Origin of the sequence: Acidithiobacillus sp. HP-11 (assembly GCF_015100075.1) — a bacterium.
Taxonomy (GTDB): Bacteria; Pseudomonadota; Gammaproteobacteria; order Acidithiobacillales; family Acidithiobacillaceae; genus Acidithiobacillus; species Acidithiobacillus thiooxidans.
The window spans coordinates 1-15,188 of the sequence record NZ_JACKYY010000056.1 but is presented as its reverse complement, the minus strand read 5'-3'; the positions used below and the strand labels follow the sequence as shown (position 1 = coordinate 15,188).

The window sequence follows — 15,188 nt, the reverse complement described above, 5'->3', positions numbered from 1 at the left end:
GACGTGGGGAAAACCGAGGTAGGCATTGACCGCTGTGCTGCACCAGATCCGGCGAGTTTCGATACGACCATGGTCTGCGGGGGTGACCTCAACGAAGTCGGGAGTGCCACAATTTTCGAATTGCACTGCGATATCGTGCTCAAGGGTCGGTTGCACGGCGCCCGGCGACAGGGTTACACCACAAGTATCGCGCAGGATCTGGGTAGTGCGCAGAATCGGCAACATATGATGCTGGGTGAGATAGACTGCCATGGCTTGTACCCGCGGACCATATTGCGTGGTGGCTGTAACGCCTTCTGGAAAGTCGCTCCGGTGCACCTTGCCGCAGGTGCAGCGTGCTTCCACGACGCGATGTTCGGTGACTTCAACCTGCTGCGGCGGGATGTCAAAAACCTGGCGGGCTTCCGATACATGGGCCGCGTCCAGAGGGTAGCCACAGGCATCGCAGGTTGCTGGCAAGGGATGTATGACCACATGATCCGGTTCGGAGACGCGTTCGAGCGATGAGCCTTTGTGGCCTTTCTGCCCACCCTTGGGGTGCTGCCCCGCCTGGCGCAGGGATTTAGGAGCGGGTTTACGCAGGCCATCTGAGGAAGGCGGCTTGCTGGAATTATGACTGTCTTTGGCCAGGCGGACTTCGAGTGCCGTGATGCGTGATTTCAATTCCGCGATCTCTGCGAGAAGAAATCGGATCAGATCATCCTTGGCGGCGTGATCCATCGCACTCAGGTCAGGCTGGTCCATATCGTCCTTGTGATTTGATAACTTGCGGTATTTTACATCAAAACGAAGCGTGGAGCACGGGGTCCTGAACAGTTACCATCAATTAACTATAATAAGAAAGTGGACGTCATTCCCGCCCTGCCATCAGCCTGCAGTTGCCGATCTTGAGAGCGGGAAGGGCGTGGCACCCCGCCACGAAATTATTGTCTTTATCGCCAATTGAGGGCTAAAAAGCCAAAAAACTCTTTATCAACTCATTAAAACAGCGAAGAGCCCTGAATATCTTCACTGAGAAGGAATACTACGAAGGCAGGATAGATCCCAACAACGGTGCAGACTGGAATCAATCCGCACCGTTAGACACCAAGCCAATCCTTGCTGATTTCAAAAAAACGGTCAAGATTTCTATCATCCAAAGTGGAGCATGAACCAATATGGGTCAGCCTTCAGATGCTTTGCGGAAACCAACTGAAAAGCCTGAGTTCGTGGCGCATGTACGTGGCGAAGGGAAAGTTTGTCAGTCGTTGGAATCACATCTGTATGGTGTTGGCCAGCTTTCTGCAAGGATGGCTGAAAAATTTGGTCTTTCTGCTCATGGTGAGCTACTTGGTTTGCTTCATGATTTGGGCAAGTACAGTACAGCTTTCCAATCTTACATCCGGTCCGCCACAGGCTTGCTGAATCAGGATGAGGACGAAGAATTTGTCGATGCTGCTGGTCTGAAAGGGAAAATAGATCATTCCACGAGTGGGGCGCAATGGGTTTGGCAGGAATTGGCGCAAAAGGACGCTCTGGCGCAAATTGCTGGGCAGATTATGGCGTTGTGCATTGCCTCGCATCATTCCGGTGTGATCGACTGTCTTGCATTGTCGGTGGGTAGTCCTGCCGAAGATACGTTCACCAAGCGGATGAACAAATCCGGCGATAAAACCCATCTCAGTGAAGTCTTGGGCAAGGTAAATCAAGAACTGCTTGCAACCGTACAGAATTTGGTGGCACGCCCGGAAATAACACAGGCATTTCAGGCATGGATCGCAAATATCCTCGGCAAAATTCCGGGCAACAACCCGCAAAGCCCGGTTTACCAGCAGCAACTGGGCCTGCTTGTTCGCTCACTCTTCAGTTGTCTGATTGACGCCGACCGCATCGACTCCGCCGATTTTGAGCATCCCGGTCTTGCGCGGCGGCGGTTGCACGGCAATTACGAGTCCTGGGAGGTGTTGATCCAGCGTTTGGAAAGCCACTTGAGCGCCTTCACGGCACGTCATCCTATCGACGCACTGCGGCAGGATATTTCGCACCATTGTCTGGCTGGTGCATCCCGCACACAAGGCATTTACACTCTGACCGTGCCGACCGGTGGCGGCAAGACGTTGGCAAGCCTGCGATTCGCCTTGCACCATGCCCGCGAACATAAAATGGACAGGGTGATCTATGTCATTCGTATCGCCCGGCTTATAAACCGGGCGTGGATTGAAACATCGTTTAGCCCTCCTTGGGCGGTTGAGTAGGGTGTATCGCCCGGCTTATAAACCGGGCGTGGATTGAAACTGATGCGCCAGCGGCATTGAGCGCGGTATTAGCGAGTATCGCCCGGCTTATAAACCGGGCGTGGGCATCTCCATACACCCATATAATGGCCATCGAGGACCTGTTTATGGTCGCTCACTCGGCTAACGTTCCATATCTGTATCGCGGCGGCGTGGCTTGCGGACGAGTGCCTGCTTTTTCGATGCTTCAGGGATCGTCTGAGCGGGTTTCGTTTCTGGCCGAACATCTAAAATGGTTGGCGCGGGCACGGGCACGGGATGCTGTTTTTGCTCTTGCCGGGGCGGTCGTGGTGCCTGTTCCTGGCAAGGTTTCGGCTGCATCGCTAGTCGTTCCTGTTGCCAGAATTGTTGCAGATCTTTGTCCCTGACCTGAATACCCAGGCGGGCTGCCTGCCGTGCGGCCTGCTCACGAAAGACGGCGCTGCCTGTGATGTCTAGCGCACCATACTTCTGCGCGGCGATACGCAGAGCGGCTTCCACCGACGACTCTGCCCGGTCATGGATTTCAATCCGTGGGCCGGTATCCGTGAACAACTTTGCACCGTGCTCATTCCGGTAATGGATCAGTTGTCGGCGATGGTCGATTTCGTGGTGTAGCCCGGACAGAATTGGCTTGAGCGTTTCCAGTTCCTCACCCTCGAAGCCGTTCTTCTCCTGATGGGCCTTGTGGCCCTCCCGGTAGCGAATGCCGCGCAAGGCGGCCAATGCCGCTTCATCATGGATCGGTGCAGCTGCTTGCTGTTCCAGCCAGTCGCGCCAGACCATGGTGCGCGGTAGGGCATGACGCTGTTTCAGGTGTTTTTTCTGTAGCACCTCTTTTGCGCGTGCGGCTTCAAAGGCCCATAAGGATTGTGCTGTGGGTGTCGTCGTGCCTTTGGCATGTTCTTTGGCCATGAATGCTGGTTTGCTGGCCTTGATGTTGGCCTGCAAAACATCGCGCTCCGACTTCTGCAGGGCCATCAAAGACTGCCGGACCTCCCGGCGATTGTTCTTGATTTGCTGCTGTGCGGCCTGGTAACGGGCGTGCAGATCTTCACGCTCCGCCTGCCGCTCGGCGCGGCGGATCATTCTCTGCCCGTTTTTGTCATGGTATGGGGCCGGGCCATCCGGCTGTTTGCCGGACTGCGTGCCGTACAGGAATTTCTCGTAGGTATGCACGGCGGGTGGTGATGGGAAGGCCTGGGCTGGAGTGAATGCGCCCAGGCGCTGCTCCAGTTTAATCATCGTCAGGTTTCGGTCGAGTTTGGAGACCGGGCACGCCAGCACCCGTCCGTTCTCTAAGGTGGTAGAAACCACCATGCCCGATCCCTTGGGCTGGATCACCATGCCGAAACGAGCCAAAGCACTGTGCAAATCATTCCAGCCAATGCCCGTGCCAGGCTGTAGCGCATTCCGCAGAAATTGGGCCGGTCGGTCCTGTGCCCATGCCTGAAAGCTCGGCGTGCCCTGACTCCGCTCTGCGGCTTTGGCTGCCTGAGTCAGGCGCGGGCCGTGCGCATCCCCACTTGTCAGCAAGCCCTTCTCCAGCCGCTCCTTGCGCGACATGCGCACGATCTGCGGTCCGTCCTTGCCGTCCACGGTGATGTTCGGGCCGTTGTCCCGCGCAAAGCCGTGCCGAATCTCCAGTTCCCGCATGGCCTGATCAATGATGAAGTAGTCGCGGCGGGGTGGACCCACAACTGTATGCTTTTCAGGATGCACCCGGTTCACGACGATGTGGACATGATCATCGTCCGTATCTCGATGAATCGCCCAAACGGCCTGGCAATCCTGCATGCCCAAGGCTTTTAAGGTGTGCTGGACACAATCCTTGATCTGGTCTGGCTTCGGGATGTCTTCTGCCCGCCAGGACAAAATCAGGTGATAGACCGGATCACCTTTGAATCTGCCGTTGCGCAGGGTTCCGGATGCGGCGTTATCCATCAGCAAAACAGCGAGGTCCAGATGGTCGGCTGGCGTGCTTAAATTCATCACCCCGATGTCGCCCGGAGTAATCGCTCTCCCTTTGTGGTCTGCTTCTCGGGCGATGTAATTCACTACAGCGCCGAACGCACTCGGGCTGCCCGATTTGCTCCCGGCCCGAGACTTGCCGACTTTACCAATCATTGGGAATCCCCTTTCAGTCGGTACGTCATCGCCAGAACCCGGCGAGCAGACTCTGCCTGATCTTCTTTTAGGAGCCAGGCATAAAGGTCTACGAGTTCGGAAGTGACCTGGGCGATTCGATGTTCCTGCAAGCGGCCATCGATAGCGCTTCGTATATAAGCGGACAAAGACAAACCGCAGGCATCCGCTTTGGATTGCGCTACGGATTGTTCGACAGGTGTCACCCGGACGCGGATCGTGGTGGTTTTATTCGTCATGACGCTTCTCCCGATAGATAGACATTCCTATCGGGTAATGGCCATCGCGGACCTGTTTGTGGTCCGTTTCGATGGATCGCCGCACAGCGCGAAAGAAGCATGGACGATGGAAAGTAAAGAAGGGGTGTGACAAGCGGAGCGCGGAATGGCCGGGGTGTCGGGGCTTGCCCTGATCAGGTGGGTTTGGGGTCATGGGTCGGCGCAGCCGTGCCCATGTAGCCACAAACCCCTACCCTGCCCATCACTAAGCGTTCAGGGTATCGGCAAAAACGCATCAAACTCGAACCAAACCCGCCCAATAGTTACTGAACACGCATCAAACACGAACTCTATGCGCCATCACCCGAACGGATCTCGCCCCGAAGGTGCACTCTATGCGAACGGAACCCGCCCAATGGTTACTGGATGCGTAATAAACCCGAACTCTATGCGCCATTATCCGAACTGGACCCGCCCCGAAGGCGCACCCTATACGCACCAAACCCGCAACAATGAAAACAGGTCCCCGATGGCCATTACCAGGTAGAGAGCAATCTTGCTCTTCAACTGGAGAAAACTTCATGAACAGCCATACCACTTTGATACCTGTCACCGAAGGCACCATTCAGGGACGCGCCCAACAGCTATGCAACGCCCGCGATTTGCATGACTTTCTGGGGGTTCGGTGGGCATTTACAAACTGGATCAAACATCTCATCACCAAATACGGCTTCGTAGAGGGCGTGGATTTTGAGGTTTTTGCGGAAAAACGCAAAAACCCCCAGGAAGGCGGACGTCCAACCGACGAATACCACCTCACCATCGACATGGCGAAACAACTGGCGATGGTCCAGAACAACGACCGTGGACGGCAGGCCCGTCTGTACTTCATCGAGTGCGAGCGCATCGTCCTTGAAGACCTCCGGCGCACGCCTGATCTCCCTTCACTGGATGAGCTACCCATCTGCATGTGTCTCCCAGAGGATGTCGAAATTCGTTGTGTCGGTGACGATGGGTCCATTAAAACGGGGTTTAAAATGGATTCCTGGAGCAACAGGCGGGAGCCGCGCCTCGTCATCGGCTTCGAAACCCGGCGATTCAACGCCATGTCCGACAGCGAAATAGATCCACCGCATCCTGATATTTTTGGCTTACCGCTCTGGATCGAAATGCGTGGACGAGAAGCTTTCGTGTGGACGCCTAAAAAGTCCACTCAAGACCCGGAAACTCGCGTGATCAACTTGCCGCACGCAAAGACACTCATCATCGGCCTTCCTGGAGCAATAGATGGACTGATATACGAACGCGGCTATAGCGTCACCCCGTTTCTAACCCGTAAATATGGACCTTGGAGCTAAATCATGGATGAGAAAATAAAAACTCACGGTGTGATGAACAAAAATGACGGAAACACCCACGAAGTGCAGAGAAGCACCTTGTTGGAAATAGCTGCTCAACTTGAGGAGGCAGCAGCTTCCGCATCATCGCCAACTATGTCTAAAAGAGCAATGACACAATCGCTCACTGAAAGACTGGCCAGTAGCATTGCCAACTATCCGGATGTCCGGCGGAGCGTGTATGTAAAAGTGCTCGTAACCACTGGTTATTACAAAGAAAGGAATGCTCAGAAAATCGTCAAGAGTGCCTATGACAAGTCAAAATCGATTGCAGCAAACAGACCGTATACGGAGGCAGCGAAGCCAAAAATTACCAGCTCATCCTTTATGAGCAATTTTACCAACAGAGAAGTCGTCAATCCTACGCAACCCAATCCACCAACAAAACAAACGCCCGTTTCTGTCAGCTACCTATCTGACTATGTAAAATTGTTACCAGAGACGCTGCCCCGCCCTATTTGCGCCATTGTAAGGCCGGAAGAACGATCAGAGGCCATGCAGATCAACCTCCAGCGCTTGCGTAACGAACTTTTTTTACCAGGCACTGACCGGTTCATCAAGCAATTGCGCTACCAGGCGCCCGTAACATCAAACAATCCCTTTGGATTGTATCAGCTCGCTGCACCCCATCGGGAAAAAATACGTTATGGCGCAATCTGGGACGCCATAGGGAATAACGATATTCCACCGCTGTGGTTTCCTGCAATCCTGCCATACCTCGCTGAGGAGGGTTTGCTGGAATATTACAAAGTGGAATCTGACCTGGTAGCAGAACTCGAACAGGCCCGCCAAACCTACCTCAGCGATGGAGTACTCCAGGCATATGACCGCAAGAGCACGTTCATCCCCAGGACGAAACCACCTCATGCGCCAGATGGGTATGTTTGCACCTGACACCACAAACAGGTCCCCGATGGCAAAAACCACACATTTTTTTGATGCGACGGAACGGCGACAGTAAAAACATCGTGTGCGGCTTTATCCGAAGAGGGGGATGTTCGCAGCGCCCGGAGGATCGGAAGATTTGGTGACCCTCTGGTGGAAGAGGGAAAAGCAGAGAACGCCCTCCCGGCAGGCGATCCCGAACCGGTGGCAGACAAGGGTATTCTGAAGATCGTGGCAAAGGTCTCGGTGGTCACAACGCTAAGGACTACATACTTCTACTTCACCATCCATGCCGCCAAGCATATCTCCATGGAACAGCGCACCCCCATCTCGGCCCCTTTTTTTACTAATTTGGCCCTGAGACGGGGGTGTTTGCTGTGGTCACAGTGACAGGCAAGGCAATCCCTTCATCTCCCAAATCTACACACCACATCTCTGACCGAACCTACAGTCTCCGTATTTCTCCCCAGATACTCGATCTGCCCACTCAAAAACCTGCGGGGATAGCTCTCGTCCGGGGATTGGGAACGAATCACCGCACGGCAGGTACGGCACATTCTCCGGAGGGTACCGGAAAGGATTTTCACGTAGTTGCTGGGGTTGGCGTCTAACCGGGTGGGGCTTCCGGCTGTTGGGGCGTGAACGTAGCCTCACAGAGCATGTCCAGCACGGCCAGTGCCGCATCGGCCCATGGCCCCGTGCCCATGAACATTCGGCACCAGTGAGCGCGATCCTGGAGCCTCGCCATGTAATGGTCGGTCGCGGCTGGAAAGGCTCTTGGGTCCGGCAGGAACCGGTCCTGAATGTCGCGCACCAGCGCCTTTGCGGCTTCCTGCAGGGATAGATGGTGCTCCCGGGCATATGCCATGACCTTGTTGGTGATGGCACGCGAGACCCGCCGCCCCAGTCGGTCACCGGGATCAAAGCCAAAGGCGTTGTTTACCGCCTCGCGGATAGCTTCCATCACGACGCGCTGGTCGGGTGACAGTTCGCCTATCGCTTGCATGACGGACACTTCTTTTGTGGCTTTTTTGGCCATGCTGCTACCCAAATCGGTCACGTACTCGATGTTGGGCAACATATGATCGTGGCCCACGGCGGCCACAGGAAAGTCCCCCATGAACAAATAAATTCCCACCGCGTTCTCGGCGGTCCGGCGTACACCGCGCCACCTGCCGATCCCCTGGGCGATCTGGGCATTGACCGAATCCAGCACAAAGGCGCGGGCTTCGGCCACGGTAGGGAGCGGAAAGTTGATGGTATTCCTCGTTTCGCCGCCGTTGGTCAGGATGACTTGGCTCCGGGTGACAGACCCGTCCCACTCCGGCCAATGTATGCCGTAGCGTGCCATGATAACCCGATGGATCGCGTACTGAATCTGATACTCTTCCGTCGGGCTGTAAGGTACGCCCCAGCAAAATCCGGCCTTGGCCTTCTCCCAGCGATTGTGTCCACGATCATCTTTTCCCCAGTGCCCCAGCATCCAGGCATCGTCCACAGTGATGTCGAGCTGGGCACGGGTCTTTTCTGGATCATCTGGAATGCCCAGCGTTCTGAGCAGGATTTGCCAGTCCTTACTGCCTGGCTGCCGGTTGCGTTTCTCCAGTGCTGCCAGCGCCTTCTGGATGACCTCATCCGGATCGGGCTGGTCACGGAGAAAGACGGCGGTCATCAGGTCATGAATATCTTTGTGGATCAGCCCTGCAACGGCACAGTGGCCGGTCGCGGTGATCAGTCGTTTCCACTCGAACAGAAAGCGCTTGATCTCAGTGGGTAGGGCATGTCCCTTCAGTGCGGCTTTGCCATGCTGTTGCCCGTCCAGGACCTGAACTACTCTCAGGTGAGGCTGGTGGACCGGAATGGTGTGTACCTCGCAGTTTCCCTTGTGCGTGATGATCTGTTTCTGGGTTAGTGCCATAGAAGCGTCCAGATATCGGCCGCCCTGCTTCATGAGGTTCTTCCAGAGGCCCCCTTCTTTGCCAATGACGAGATCGCCCTGGTGAATCCAGACCATACCGTCTTTCAATGCCTCGACCATCACTGCCACCCATTGCTTCGGAACAATCGGGGCGTCCTTCACGTTATTCAGGACCGGACGTTCGGCCAGCGTGGAGCCATCCATCAGGGTGAGGTCCTTGGGGAGCTTGTGGTAGGCATCCACAAAGTCGCGCCATGGGCCGGACATCCTGATCTGAATCGGTGTGCGCGATTTGTCGGGGTCTTTCCACTTGGCAAACTCTGCCAGCATATCGCCCAGGGCATTCCTGAAAACCGTGTGGGCGGCGATGATATTCTGTAGCTTCTCTTCCGTGAATTCATTACCCAGCGCACCCTTTACGCGCTGCCGCACCCAGGCAGGCTTACTAAGCCAGTGGATTAGGGTATTCATATTGTCGTCTATATTTTTATGGTTGAGCTTCAAGGCAGTTGCTGCTGGTGTTTCCTCATCCACGGAGATATGGCGCTCAATGGACTCCGGATTCTCCCACCCCCCCGTTTCCGCATCCCTGACGGGCTCCTGTGTCTGGGAAAGAAGACTGCTGTCGCCTACCCCTGCGGCATGTGGTGCGATGAGAATATCCGCGCGGCTGTCCAGTCTCAGCCCCTTCAGATACTCGCAGGTTTCCGCATGTTCGCAGTCGCCGGGAATGCTTTCATTCAGGTCGGCCATTTTGCAGGCCAGCGCGTAGGGGCCACGGCTGGCGTCCTGCAGCATCATGACCTTGGGATAGCGGGCACATGTGTCCGGTCCGCGGGGAACATGTAGGCGGACCGTGCGGCCGCAACCCTCTGGCATCATCTCGGTGATCTTGGCATAGGCCTCATTGGCCAGATCCACGGTAGGCGTTACCAGCATCTCCGGTTTGTCGTTCTCGACCATACGGGATAACAGGGCGTGGGTTTTGCCCTGACCGGGTTGAGAAACAATGCCGACAACATGCTGGTGAGCGGCTTTATCCAGGCATTCATCCAGAAACAGGCTGGCGTCTTTCAGGTTGCTGAACCAGTGGTCGCGATCGATCCGGGTCTGCCCGGTCGGCTGTGCGGTTTGCAGGAAGCGCTGGACCGCCTGATGAACCGGTTTCTGGTCGGGCGCCGCGCCAGGTGCCGGTCGTTCTGGCTTGTAGATCGTGAGGGTGGTCGCGGTCAGGTGCTGTTTTAGACCTTCGACGCCCTGGCTGCAGAGTATGTCCCAGGCCTGGGCGCGGTGCGTGATGGCCTGGACCGGACCTGCCGAGGCATCGGGCAGCACGCTATCCACCGTAGCGCGCTGGATCATGCCATACCAGCCTGCCGCTTGAGCGAAGTCCTTAATGGTTTCCACTTCAGATTCGGTGAGGCCAATGGTAACCATCCGGTTCTTTCCGGCATAGGTCCAGTCATGGATCAGCCATTGGGGAATACTGGAGGTGGAAACAGCGTATATATCAGCGCCGAGGCTGACCCTATGGGCGGCCATGGCATCCAGTGGGCTGGCCGTCAGAAAAACTGTATGCCGGCTTTTGCCCGCAGCGTTGGGATTGCCCTTAATGGTGAACAGGGCCGCTTCCTGTATTCGGCGGGAGGTTACTGCGTCTTCGCGGGAGCCCACAAAATCCTGACCGATCTGGCCCCGTGTGTGCAGGTAAATGGCGGATAACTCCATCTGGCCACCCGCTTGACGGATCTTGTAGGGCCAGATGAGTACAGGCTGGCCATGACGCATCCGGCTGTCCTGGCGCGGGGCATAGGGTGATTGGGCCAGGGCCTCAGCCTGATCCGGCGGGCACCGCGCAATGTCGGCGATCTGTTCAGCCGTAGCAGGAGCAGCGGCCAGCCAGCGCCGGGTAGCGGTGGACTGGCGGATAGACGCCAGCCCTGTTGTTGCGAAGGGGGATGGAGGGGGTTCGGGAAGGTCTGGTGTGGGCACCTGCGACAAATGGGCGTCGCCCACGGGGATCGGTCCGTGCGGCGCTTCCTGCAGGGGGGGCTCGCCGTCTATGGCGGGTGTGGCTCCTACCAGCGCAGCGGTATTGAATCGAGCATGTGGCCCATACTTCGGAGCTGGCCCGAACCGGTTTTTGGCCGCTCTTCTTTTTGCCAGTCTTTGTTTAGCCAGGCGGCGCACCTTGGAAGTGGTGCTCATTTCGCGCCGCCTTCGGCCAGTATAGGGGTATCGTCTGCGTTTAACCCTGGTAATGGCCATCGCGGACCTGTTTGCGATCGGGCTGGATCCCCCGTTTTCTGATGGCCCGATTGCACTTTTTGCCTTTGCGCGACGCTGGCGAGCCTTGGGCGACCGCGCGGGCGCTTCGCAGCTGCATGGTCGGAAGGTGGTGGTACCGACAGTGGAAGCTTAGTGCTGCGATTCCCCGTCTTGCCCGCAAGACCGGAAATCCACACATCGACATCTTGCGGACGGAACCGTGGCCCCCGGCATCCAGGGACTTTCAGCACGGGCGGAAAATCTTCTGGTGCGCGGTAGTAACGATTTGCCACGGTTTTGGCGGTGGAGCGGATACGCACTGCCAAGTCGTCAAGGGTAAGCAGGTTTTCAGTACTCATGAGGCGATCTCCAGATTGAGGTTCTATCTGGTAATGGCCATCGGTGACCTGTTTGTGCTGTTTTTCGCCCGCCAGCCCATCTTTATTTTTGGGCTGGAGACGATCATGCAGATTGCTACCAACGGAGAGCATGGCCGGACTGGCAACCTTTTTTAGAGAGAAATACTGCCCCTGCCCTCAACGGCTGTTTGCCACGACTGGATCAGGGGCAGCCCCCGAACACTGCAAGATGCTGAACTGCCGTCATGGTAGAGCCAAGTTGGTGAACGGGGGGCAGCACCGTTGGAAAATTCTGTAAGGGCAGATAGGAAGCATGCAGACGACTGTCATGAACCATGTCAAAATATCGAATACTTATTTAAGACCCGTCGGGGTTCGACATGAATGGCGGCGATAGGCTTTCGTCAGGGTGACGAAGAGGGCTTGGTTGGTCAAAATTGAGGGTTTAGGCACCATGTCAAGATGTGCAGGCCATAGCTGCAGAGTATGAAGCCCAGACTACAGCCCAGGCTTAATTTTGGGAGGATTCACGGGCAGGTGGCTGGACAATCTGGACAATATCTGGACACCGATAAAAATATTAGGTGGGCATGAGCGGGCACAGGCGGGCAGGACAATTCAATGTCTTCAATATGTTATGATTTATATGGTTGTTTAAATACGGTAAAAAATTGTAAAAATTCCGCCTCCTAAGCGGTAGGTCGCGCGTTCGATTCGCGCTCGGGGCACCATATAAAACAATAAGTTAAATTTTTCCTTGCTGGTAAAATGAATTTATGCCATCCTGACGCCATACTGTAGGTTACAAACTGATGTGGCAAATATGGCTACCATCCGCTCACGCGAAGACCAGGACGGTTTCACCATCGGCTGGCAAGCGCAGATCAAACGCAAGGGATTTCCACTCCAGGTCAAGACATTCAGAACCAAAGCTGAAGCCAAAGAATGGGCAGCCGTTACAGAATCTGAAATGATGCGCGGGATCTGGCGGGATCGTGGACTGGCGGACTCAACCATCCTTGCCGATTTACTGGATCGCTACTCCCGTGAAATACTGCCTTTGAAAAAGAGCCGTCAATGAGCGGAATCTGTGATCCGTATTCTCAAAAAATCCAGCTTAGGGAAATATGCACTGTCGCAATTGACGCCAGACTTGATTGCAAAATACAGGGACAAACGGTTAAACACTGTCAGTTCAAAAACTGGACGCAAGGTTTCTAGTCAGACTGTGCGACACGAAATCGCTTTGCTGTCCAGGGTAATTACTCACGCCATCAAAGAATGGAACATCCCCTTACCACACGGGAATCCTTGCCTACAGATGAAAATGCCAGCGCAACCGCAATCGCGAGATTGCCGTCTAACCGACGATGAAAACGATACAATCATCTGAAAGCAGAAGATTTGGCAAGGCTGTTGGGTTGAAGAGCGCCTTTTATTCTTAACCATGTCCACACAGAAAATCATCCACCAGCTTGATCTTCAACCGCACCCAGAAGGGGGTTGGTATCGGCGGAACTTTACATCGCCAGAAATGGTGAGCACCCCACAGGGAGATCGCCCTACCCTGACCAGCATTTTTTACCTGCTGGCAGTAAATCAATTGTCCCGCTGGCATATGATCCCCTCTACTGAACTCTGGCATTTTTACAAGGGCGCCCCCTTGGAGCTGATCATCTACCACACGGAGACACACCATCTTCAGAAACACATTCTGGGTAATGATCTCGACGCAGGGCAGATTCTCCAGGCAATTGTTCCCGGCAAAGCCTGGCAGTGTGCCCGTAGCCTTGGGGCTTTTTCTCTGATGGGGTGCATTGTTACCCCCGGCTTTGATTTTCGAGACTTTCAGTTTGTGCGCGATCTTCCAGGCCATGTTCTCCACTTTGAAGGAGAGATGGCTGCGTTACGCCATTACTTGTAGGCGGGGCTATCGAACAAGCCCGTTTTCCTGCTGCGACGATATCGGTATGCAGCCCAGACCAGCGAGCGATCGGCACCTCTTTTGAGGTTGCTATCCTCAAATTATTCACCGTCGGGGGTGTAAGAATTTTTGTGTAAATGGTCATTTGGCAGGAAACTTTCGTCCTGTGAAAAAGGAGTTGTATAAGGCGGGCGACCACCCTGGGGACTCACCGGTCGAGGAGCCGCGCCATCCACCTGTGCTGCCAGTGCCGTAAAGTCGATACAGGAGTCAATCCGCAGGAGCGGTTCGTCCAACTGATCCAGTTTCTGATGAGCTCTGCCTTTCAGCGCTAATTTTCAAGACCAACGAGATCAAATCTTGCGTCACAAAAGCCATCCCAGCTTGACGAAACGGTTTACCTTGACTACGGTTAATACCAACTGGACGGTATATAAATTCCCCATGTTGAGAGGTTATTTCATGAAAATGCAAGATTTAAAAGGTAGGGTTGCTGTTGTCACTGGAGCATCCAGTGGAATTGGTGAGGCTAGCGCCAGACTGCTTGCGGCCGAGGGTATGCATGTAGTCCTGGTAGCTCGTCGTCGCGAGCGCTTAGAAAAACTGGCCCAGGAAATTGGCGATACCGCTTTGGTGATGCCTGCTGACTTGCGAAAACCGGAGGAAGTGCTTCATTTGTTTGAAGCTGTTGGAAATCATTTTAATGGAATTGATTTGCTATTCAATAATGCTGGTCTCGGTTATCACGCTGAGTTTGCTGATAGTAAACCGCATGAATGGGAAGAAATGATTGATGCCAATTTGTACGGAGTGCTCCGCTGTACACATGCAGCTATACCCTTACTTAGAGGGAGGCCCGGGGCAATGATTTCGACGGTTTCCAGCGTGGGTGGTCGCTACGGTCTTCCTGGTTGGTCAGTTTATAATGCGACCAAATTTGCGGTAGTCGGCTTTCATGACGCCTTACGTAAGGAGCTCGGGCCGGAAGGTATTCGGGTGGCACTCATTGAGCCGGGTGCAGTCTGGACAGAATGGGGTTTTAATGTTTCCGAGGAGAGCATGCACAAAAGACGAGAGTCCCTGGAGGCTCTCCATGCAGATGATGTTGCCCAGGCTCTCGTATACAGTTTTGCTCAACCGGCTCATGTGCTTGTCGAAGAAATTCTGGTTCGTCCTGTCAAGCAAATCGTGCCATAGGGAAGTTCGGCTGAAATTAAAGATCAATCCCATCAACTCGATTGCATACACAAGATAACAATAAGGCCTGCGCTGCTGTTGCCGTTATAGCTGCCTGCGCTTCCTGAAGATTAGTTGCTGCGGGAGAGGCACGAAAATGGCTACTACATAAAGTGGCAGCGTACTGCGTGGGATAGGCCAAGGAAACCGAGGTGAATCCTCGCGGTATAAATAATTGATTGGTTCCAGCCACGACTAACCGCCCGTCCACGACGGCCACTCCTGAAGTCGCAGCAGACGGAGCGAGGGTTTGCGCAGGCGTGGTATTGGCCAGAGCCTGATTGCTCACGCACGCGATACACGCAAGAACTACCGCCGGGAGTGCAGTAGCAAGGGTGATACGCAGGGATTGTTTCATTTGGGTTCAGTTGCTTCCCACATGGGTATTCAGAGCTATAGTCAAATCTGGTGTATGAGCATTTTCTGACATAGATCAGGCGGCGGTCTGTTGATCATCCGGCAGGGTGAGGTTAGCCGGTATGCCATCGATAAATTTCACCCCTGCAAAAAGCTGCAGGACTTTCTCTGGAGCATAAATCCCAATCCAGCGTTTTTCCTGTCTCTTATACACATCTCCGAGCCCACC

At 54.8% G+C, this 15,188-nt stretch carries 12 protein-coding genes, 1 tRNA gene and 2 pseudogenes; 7 read left to right on the top strand and 8 right to left on the bottom strand.

Translation table 11 applies throughout. The features are described from left to right. On the bottom strand, window positions 1-744 hold a 744-nt coding region (locus H7F08_RS13425; RefSeq protein WP_193640802.1), incomplete at its 3' end, for a DUF6444 domain-containing protein. Between the two features lie 413 nt (window positions 745-1,157). Here H7F08_RS13425 and H7F08_RS13420 point away from each other — a divergent pair. After that, window positions 1,158-2,234: a CRISPR-associated endonuclease Cas3'' gene (locus tag H7F08_RS13420; protein ID WP_193640801.1), complete on the top strand. Its 1,077-nt coding sequence runs from the start codon at window positions 1,158-1,160 to the stop codon at window positions 2,232-2,234. Between the two features lie 162 nt (window positions 2,235-2,396). Here the strand turns inward: H7F08_RS13420 and traI are convergent, their stop codons facing one another. Both traI and H7F08_RS13410 read right to left on the bottom strand, forming a co-directional pair. Beyond that, on the bottom strand, window positions 2,397-4,379 hold the full coding sequence (gene traI, locus H7F08_RS13415) for a TraI/MobA(P) family conjugative relaxase (protein ID WP_193640800.1): 1,983 nt from the start codon (window positions 4,377-4,379) through the stop codon (window positions 2,397-2,399). Then, window positions 4,376-4,636, bottom strand: coding sequence for a plasmid mobilization protein (locus H7F08_RS13410; protein WP_193640799.1), 261 nt, complete (start codon window positions 4,634-4,636; stop codon window positions 4,376-4,378). The genes traI and H7F08_RS13410 overlap by 4 nt, the downstream gene beginning before the upstream one ends. A gap of 560 nt (window positions 4,637-5,196) precedes the next feature. Here H7F08_RS13410 and H7F08_RS13405 point away from each other — a divergent pair. Further along, window positions 5,197-5,973 (top strand): antA/AntB antirepressor family protein, encoded by a 777-nt coding sequence (locus tag H7F08_RS13405; RefSeq protein ID WP_193640798.1) that lies wholly within the window; start codon window positions 5,197-5,199, stop codon window positions 5,971-5,973. A 3-nt stretch (window positions 5,974-5,976) separates the two neighbouring features. Further along, window positions 5,977-6,906, top strand: coding sequence for a hypothetical protein (locus tag H7F08_RS13400; RefSeq protein ID WP_193640797.1), 930 nt, complete (start codon window positions 5,977-5,979; stop codon window positions 6,904-6,906). Between the two features lie 598 nt (window positions 6,907-7,504). On the opposite strand, the gene H7F08_RS13395 is transcribed toward H7F08_RS13400, so the two are convergent. Continuing rightward, entirely contained in the window at window positions 7,505-11,023 is a 3,519-nt protein-coding gene (locus tag H7F08_RS13395; RefSeq protein ID WP_193640796.1) for a hypothetical protein, read from the bottom strand. Then, window positions 11,020-11,574, bottom strand: a complete 555-nt coding sequence (locus H7F08_RS13390; protein ID WP_193640795.1) for a hypothetical protein — start codon at window positions 11,572-11,574, stop codon at window positions 11,020-11,022. The genes H7F08_RS13395 and H7F08_RS13390 overlap by 4 nt, the downstream gene beginning before the upstream one ends. 517 nt (window positions 11,575-12,091) lie before the next feature. Here H7F08_RS13390 and H7F08_RS13385 point away from each other — a divergent pair. The 3 genes from H7F08_RS13385 (at window position 12,092) to H7F08_RS13375 (ending at window position 13,366) form a co-directional block, all read left to right on the top strand. Continuing rightward, window positions 12,092-12,173, top strand: a tRNA-Arg gene (locus H7F08_RS13385). A 92-nt stretch (window positions 12,174-12,265) separates the two neighbouring features. After that, complete coding sequence (locus tag H7F08_RS13380) at window positions 12,266-12,523, top strand: hypothetical protein (protein WP_081577181.1); 258 nt, start codon at window positions 12,266-12,268, stop codon at window positions 12,521-12,523. Window positions 12,524-12,889: 366 nt separating this feature from the next. After that, window positions 12,890-13,366 (top strand): cupin domain-containing protein, encoded by a 477-nt coding sequence (locus H7F08_RS13375; protein ID WP_081577182.1) that lies wholly within the window; start codon window positions 12,890-12,892, stop codon window positions 13,364-13,366. Window positions 13,367-13,542: 176 nt separating this feature from the next. On the opposite strand, the pseudogene H7F08_RS15560 reads toward H7F08_RS13375, so the two are convergent. Further along, window positions 13,543-13,695: pseudogene (locus H7F08_RS15560) on the bottom strand (IS5/IS1182 family transposase); the annotation flags it as partial. 133 nt (window positions 13,696-13,828) lie between these two features. Here H7F08_RS15560 and H7F08_RS13370 point away from each other — a divergent pair. Next, window positions 13,829-14,563 (top strand): SDR family oxidoreductase, encoded by a 735-nt coding sequence (locus H7F08_RS13370; protein ID WP_081576820.1) that lies wholly within the window; start codon window positions 13,829-13,831, stop codon window positions 14,561-14,563. Between the two features lie 16 nt (window positions 14,564-14,579). Here the strand turns inward: H7F08_RS13370 and H7F08_RS13365 are convergent, their stop codons facing one another. Further along, window positions 14,580-14,960 carry a hypothetical protein gene (locus H7F08_RS13365; protein WP_153940430.1) on the bottom strand — a complete coding sequence of 127 codons (381 nt, stop codon included), beginning with the start codon at window positions 14,958-14,960 and terminating at the stop codon, window positions 14,580-14,582. Window positions 14,961-15,035: 75 nt separating this feature from the next. After that, window positions 15,036-15,188: pseudogene (locus H7F08_RS13360) on the bottom strand (IS256 family transposase); the annotation flags it as partial.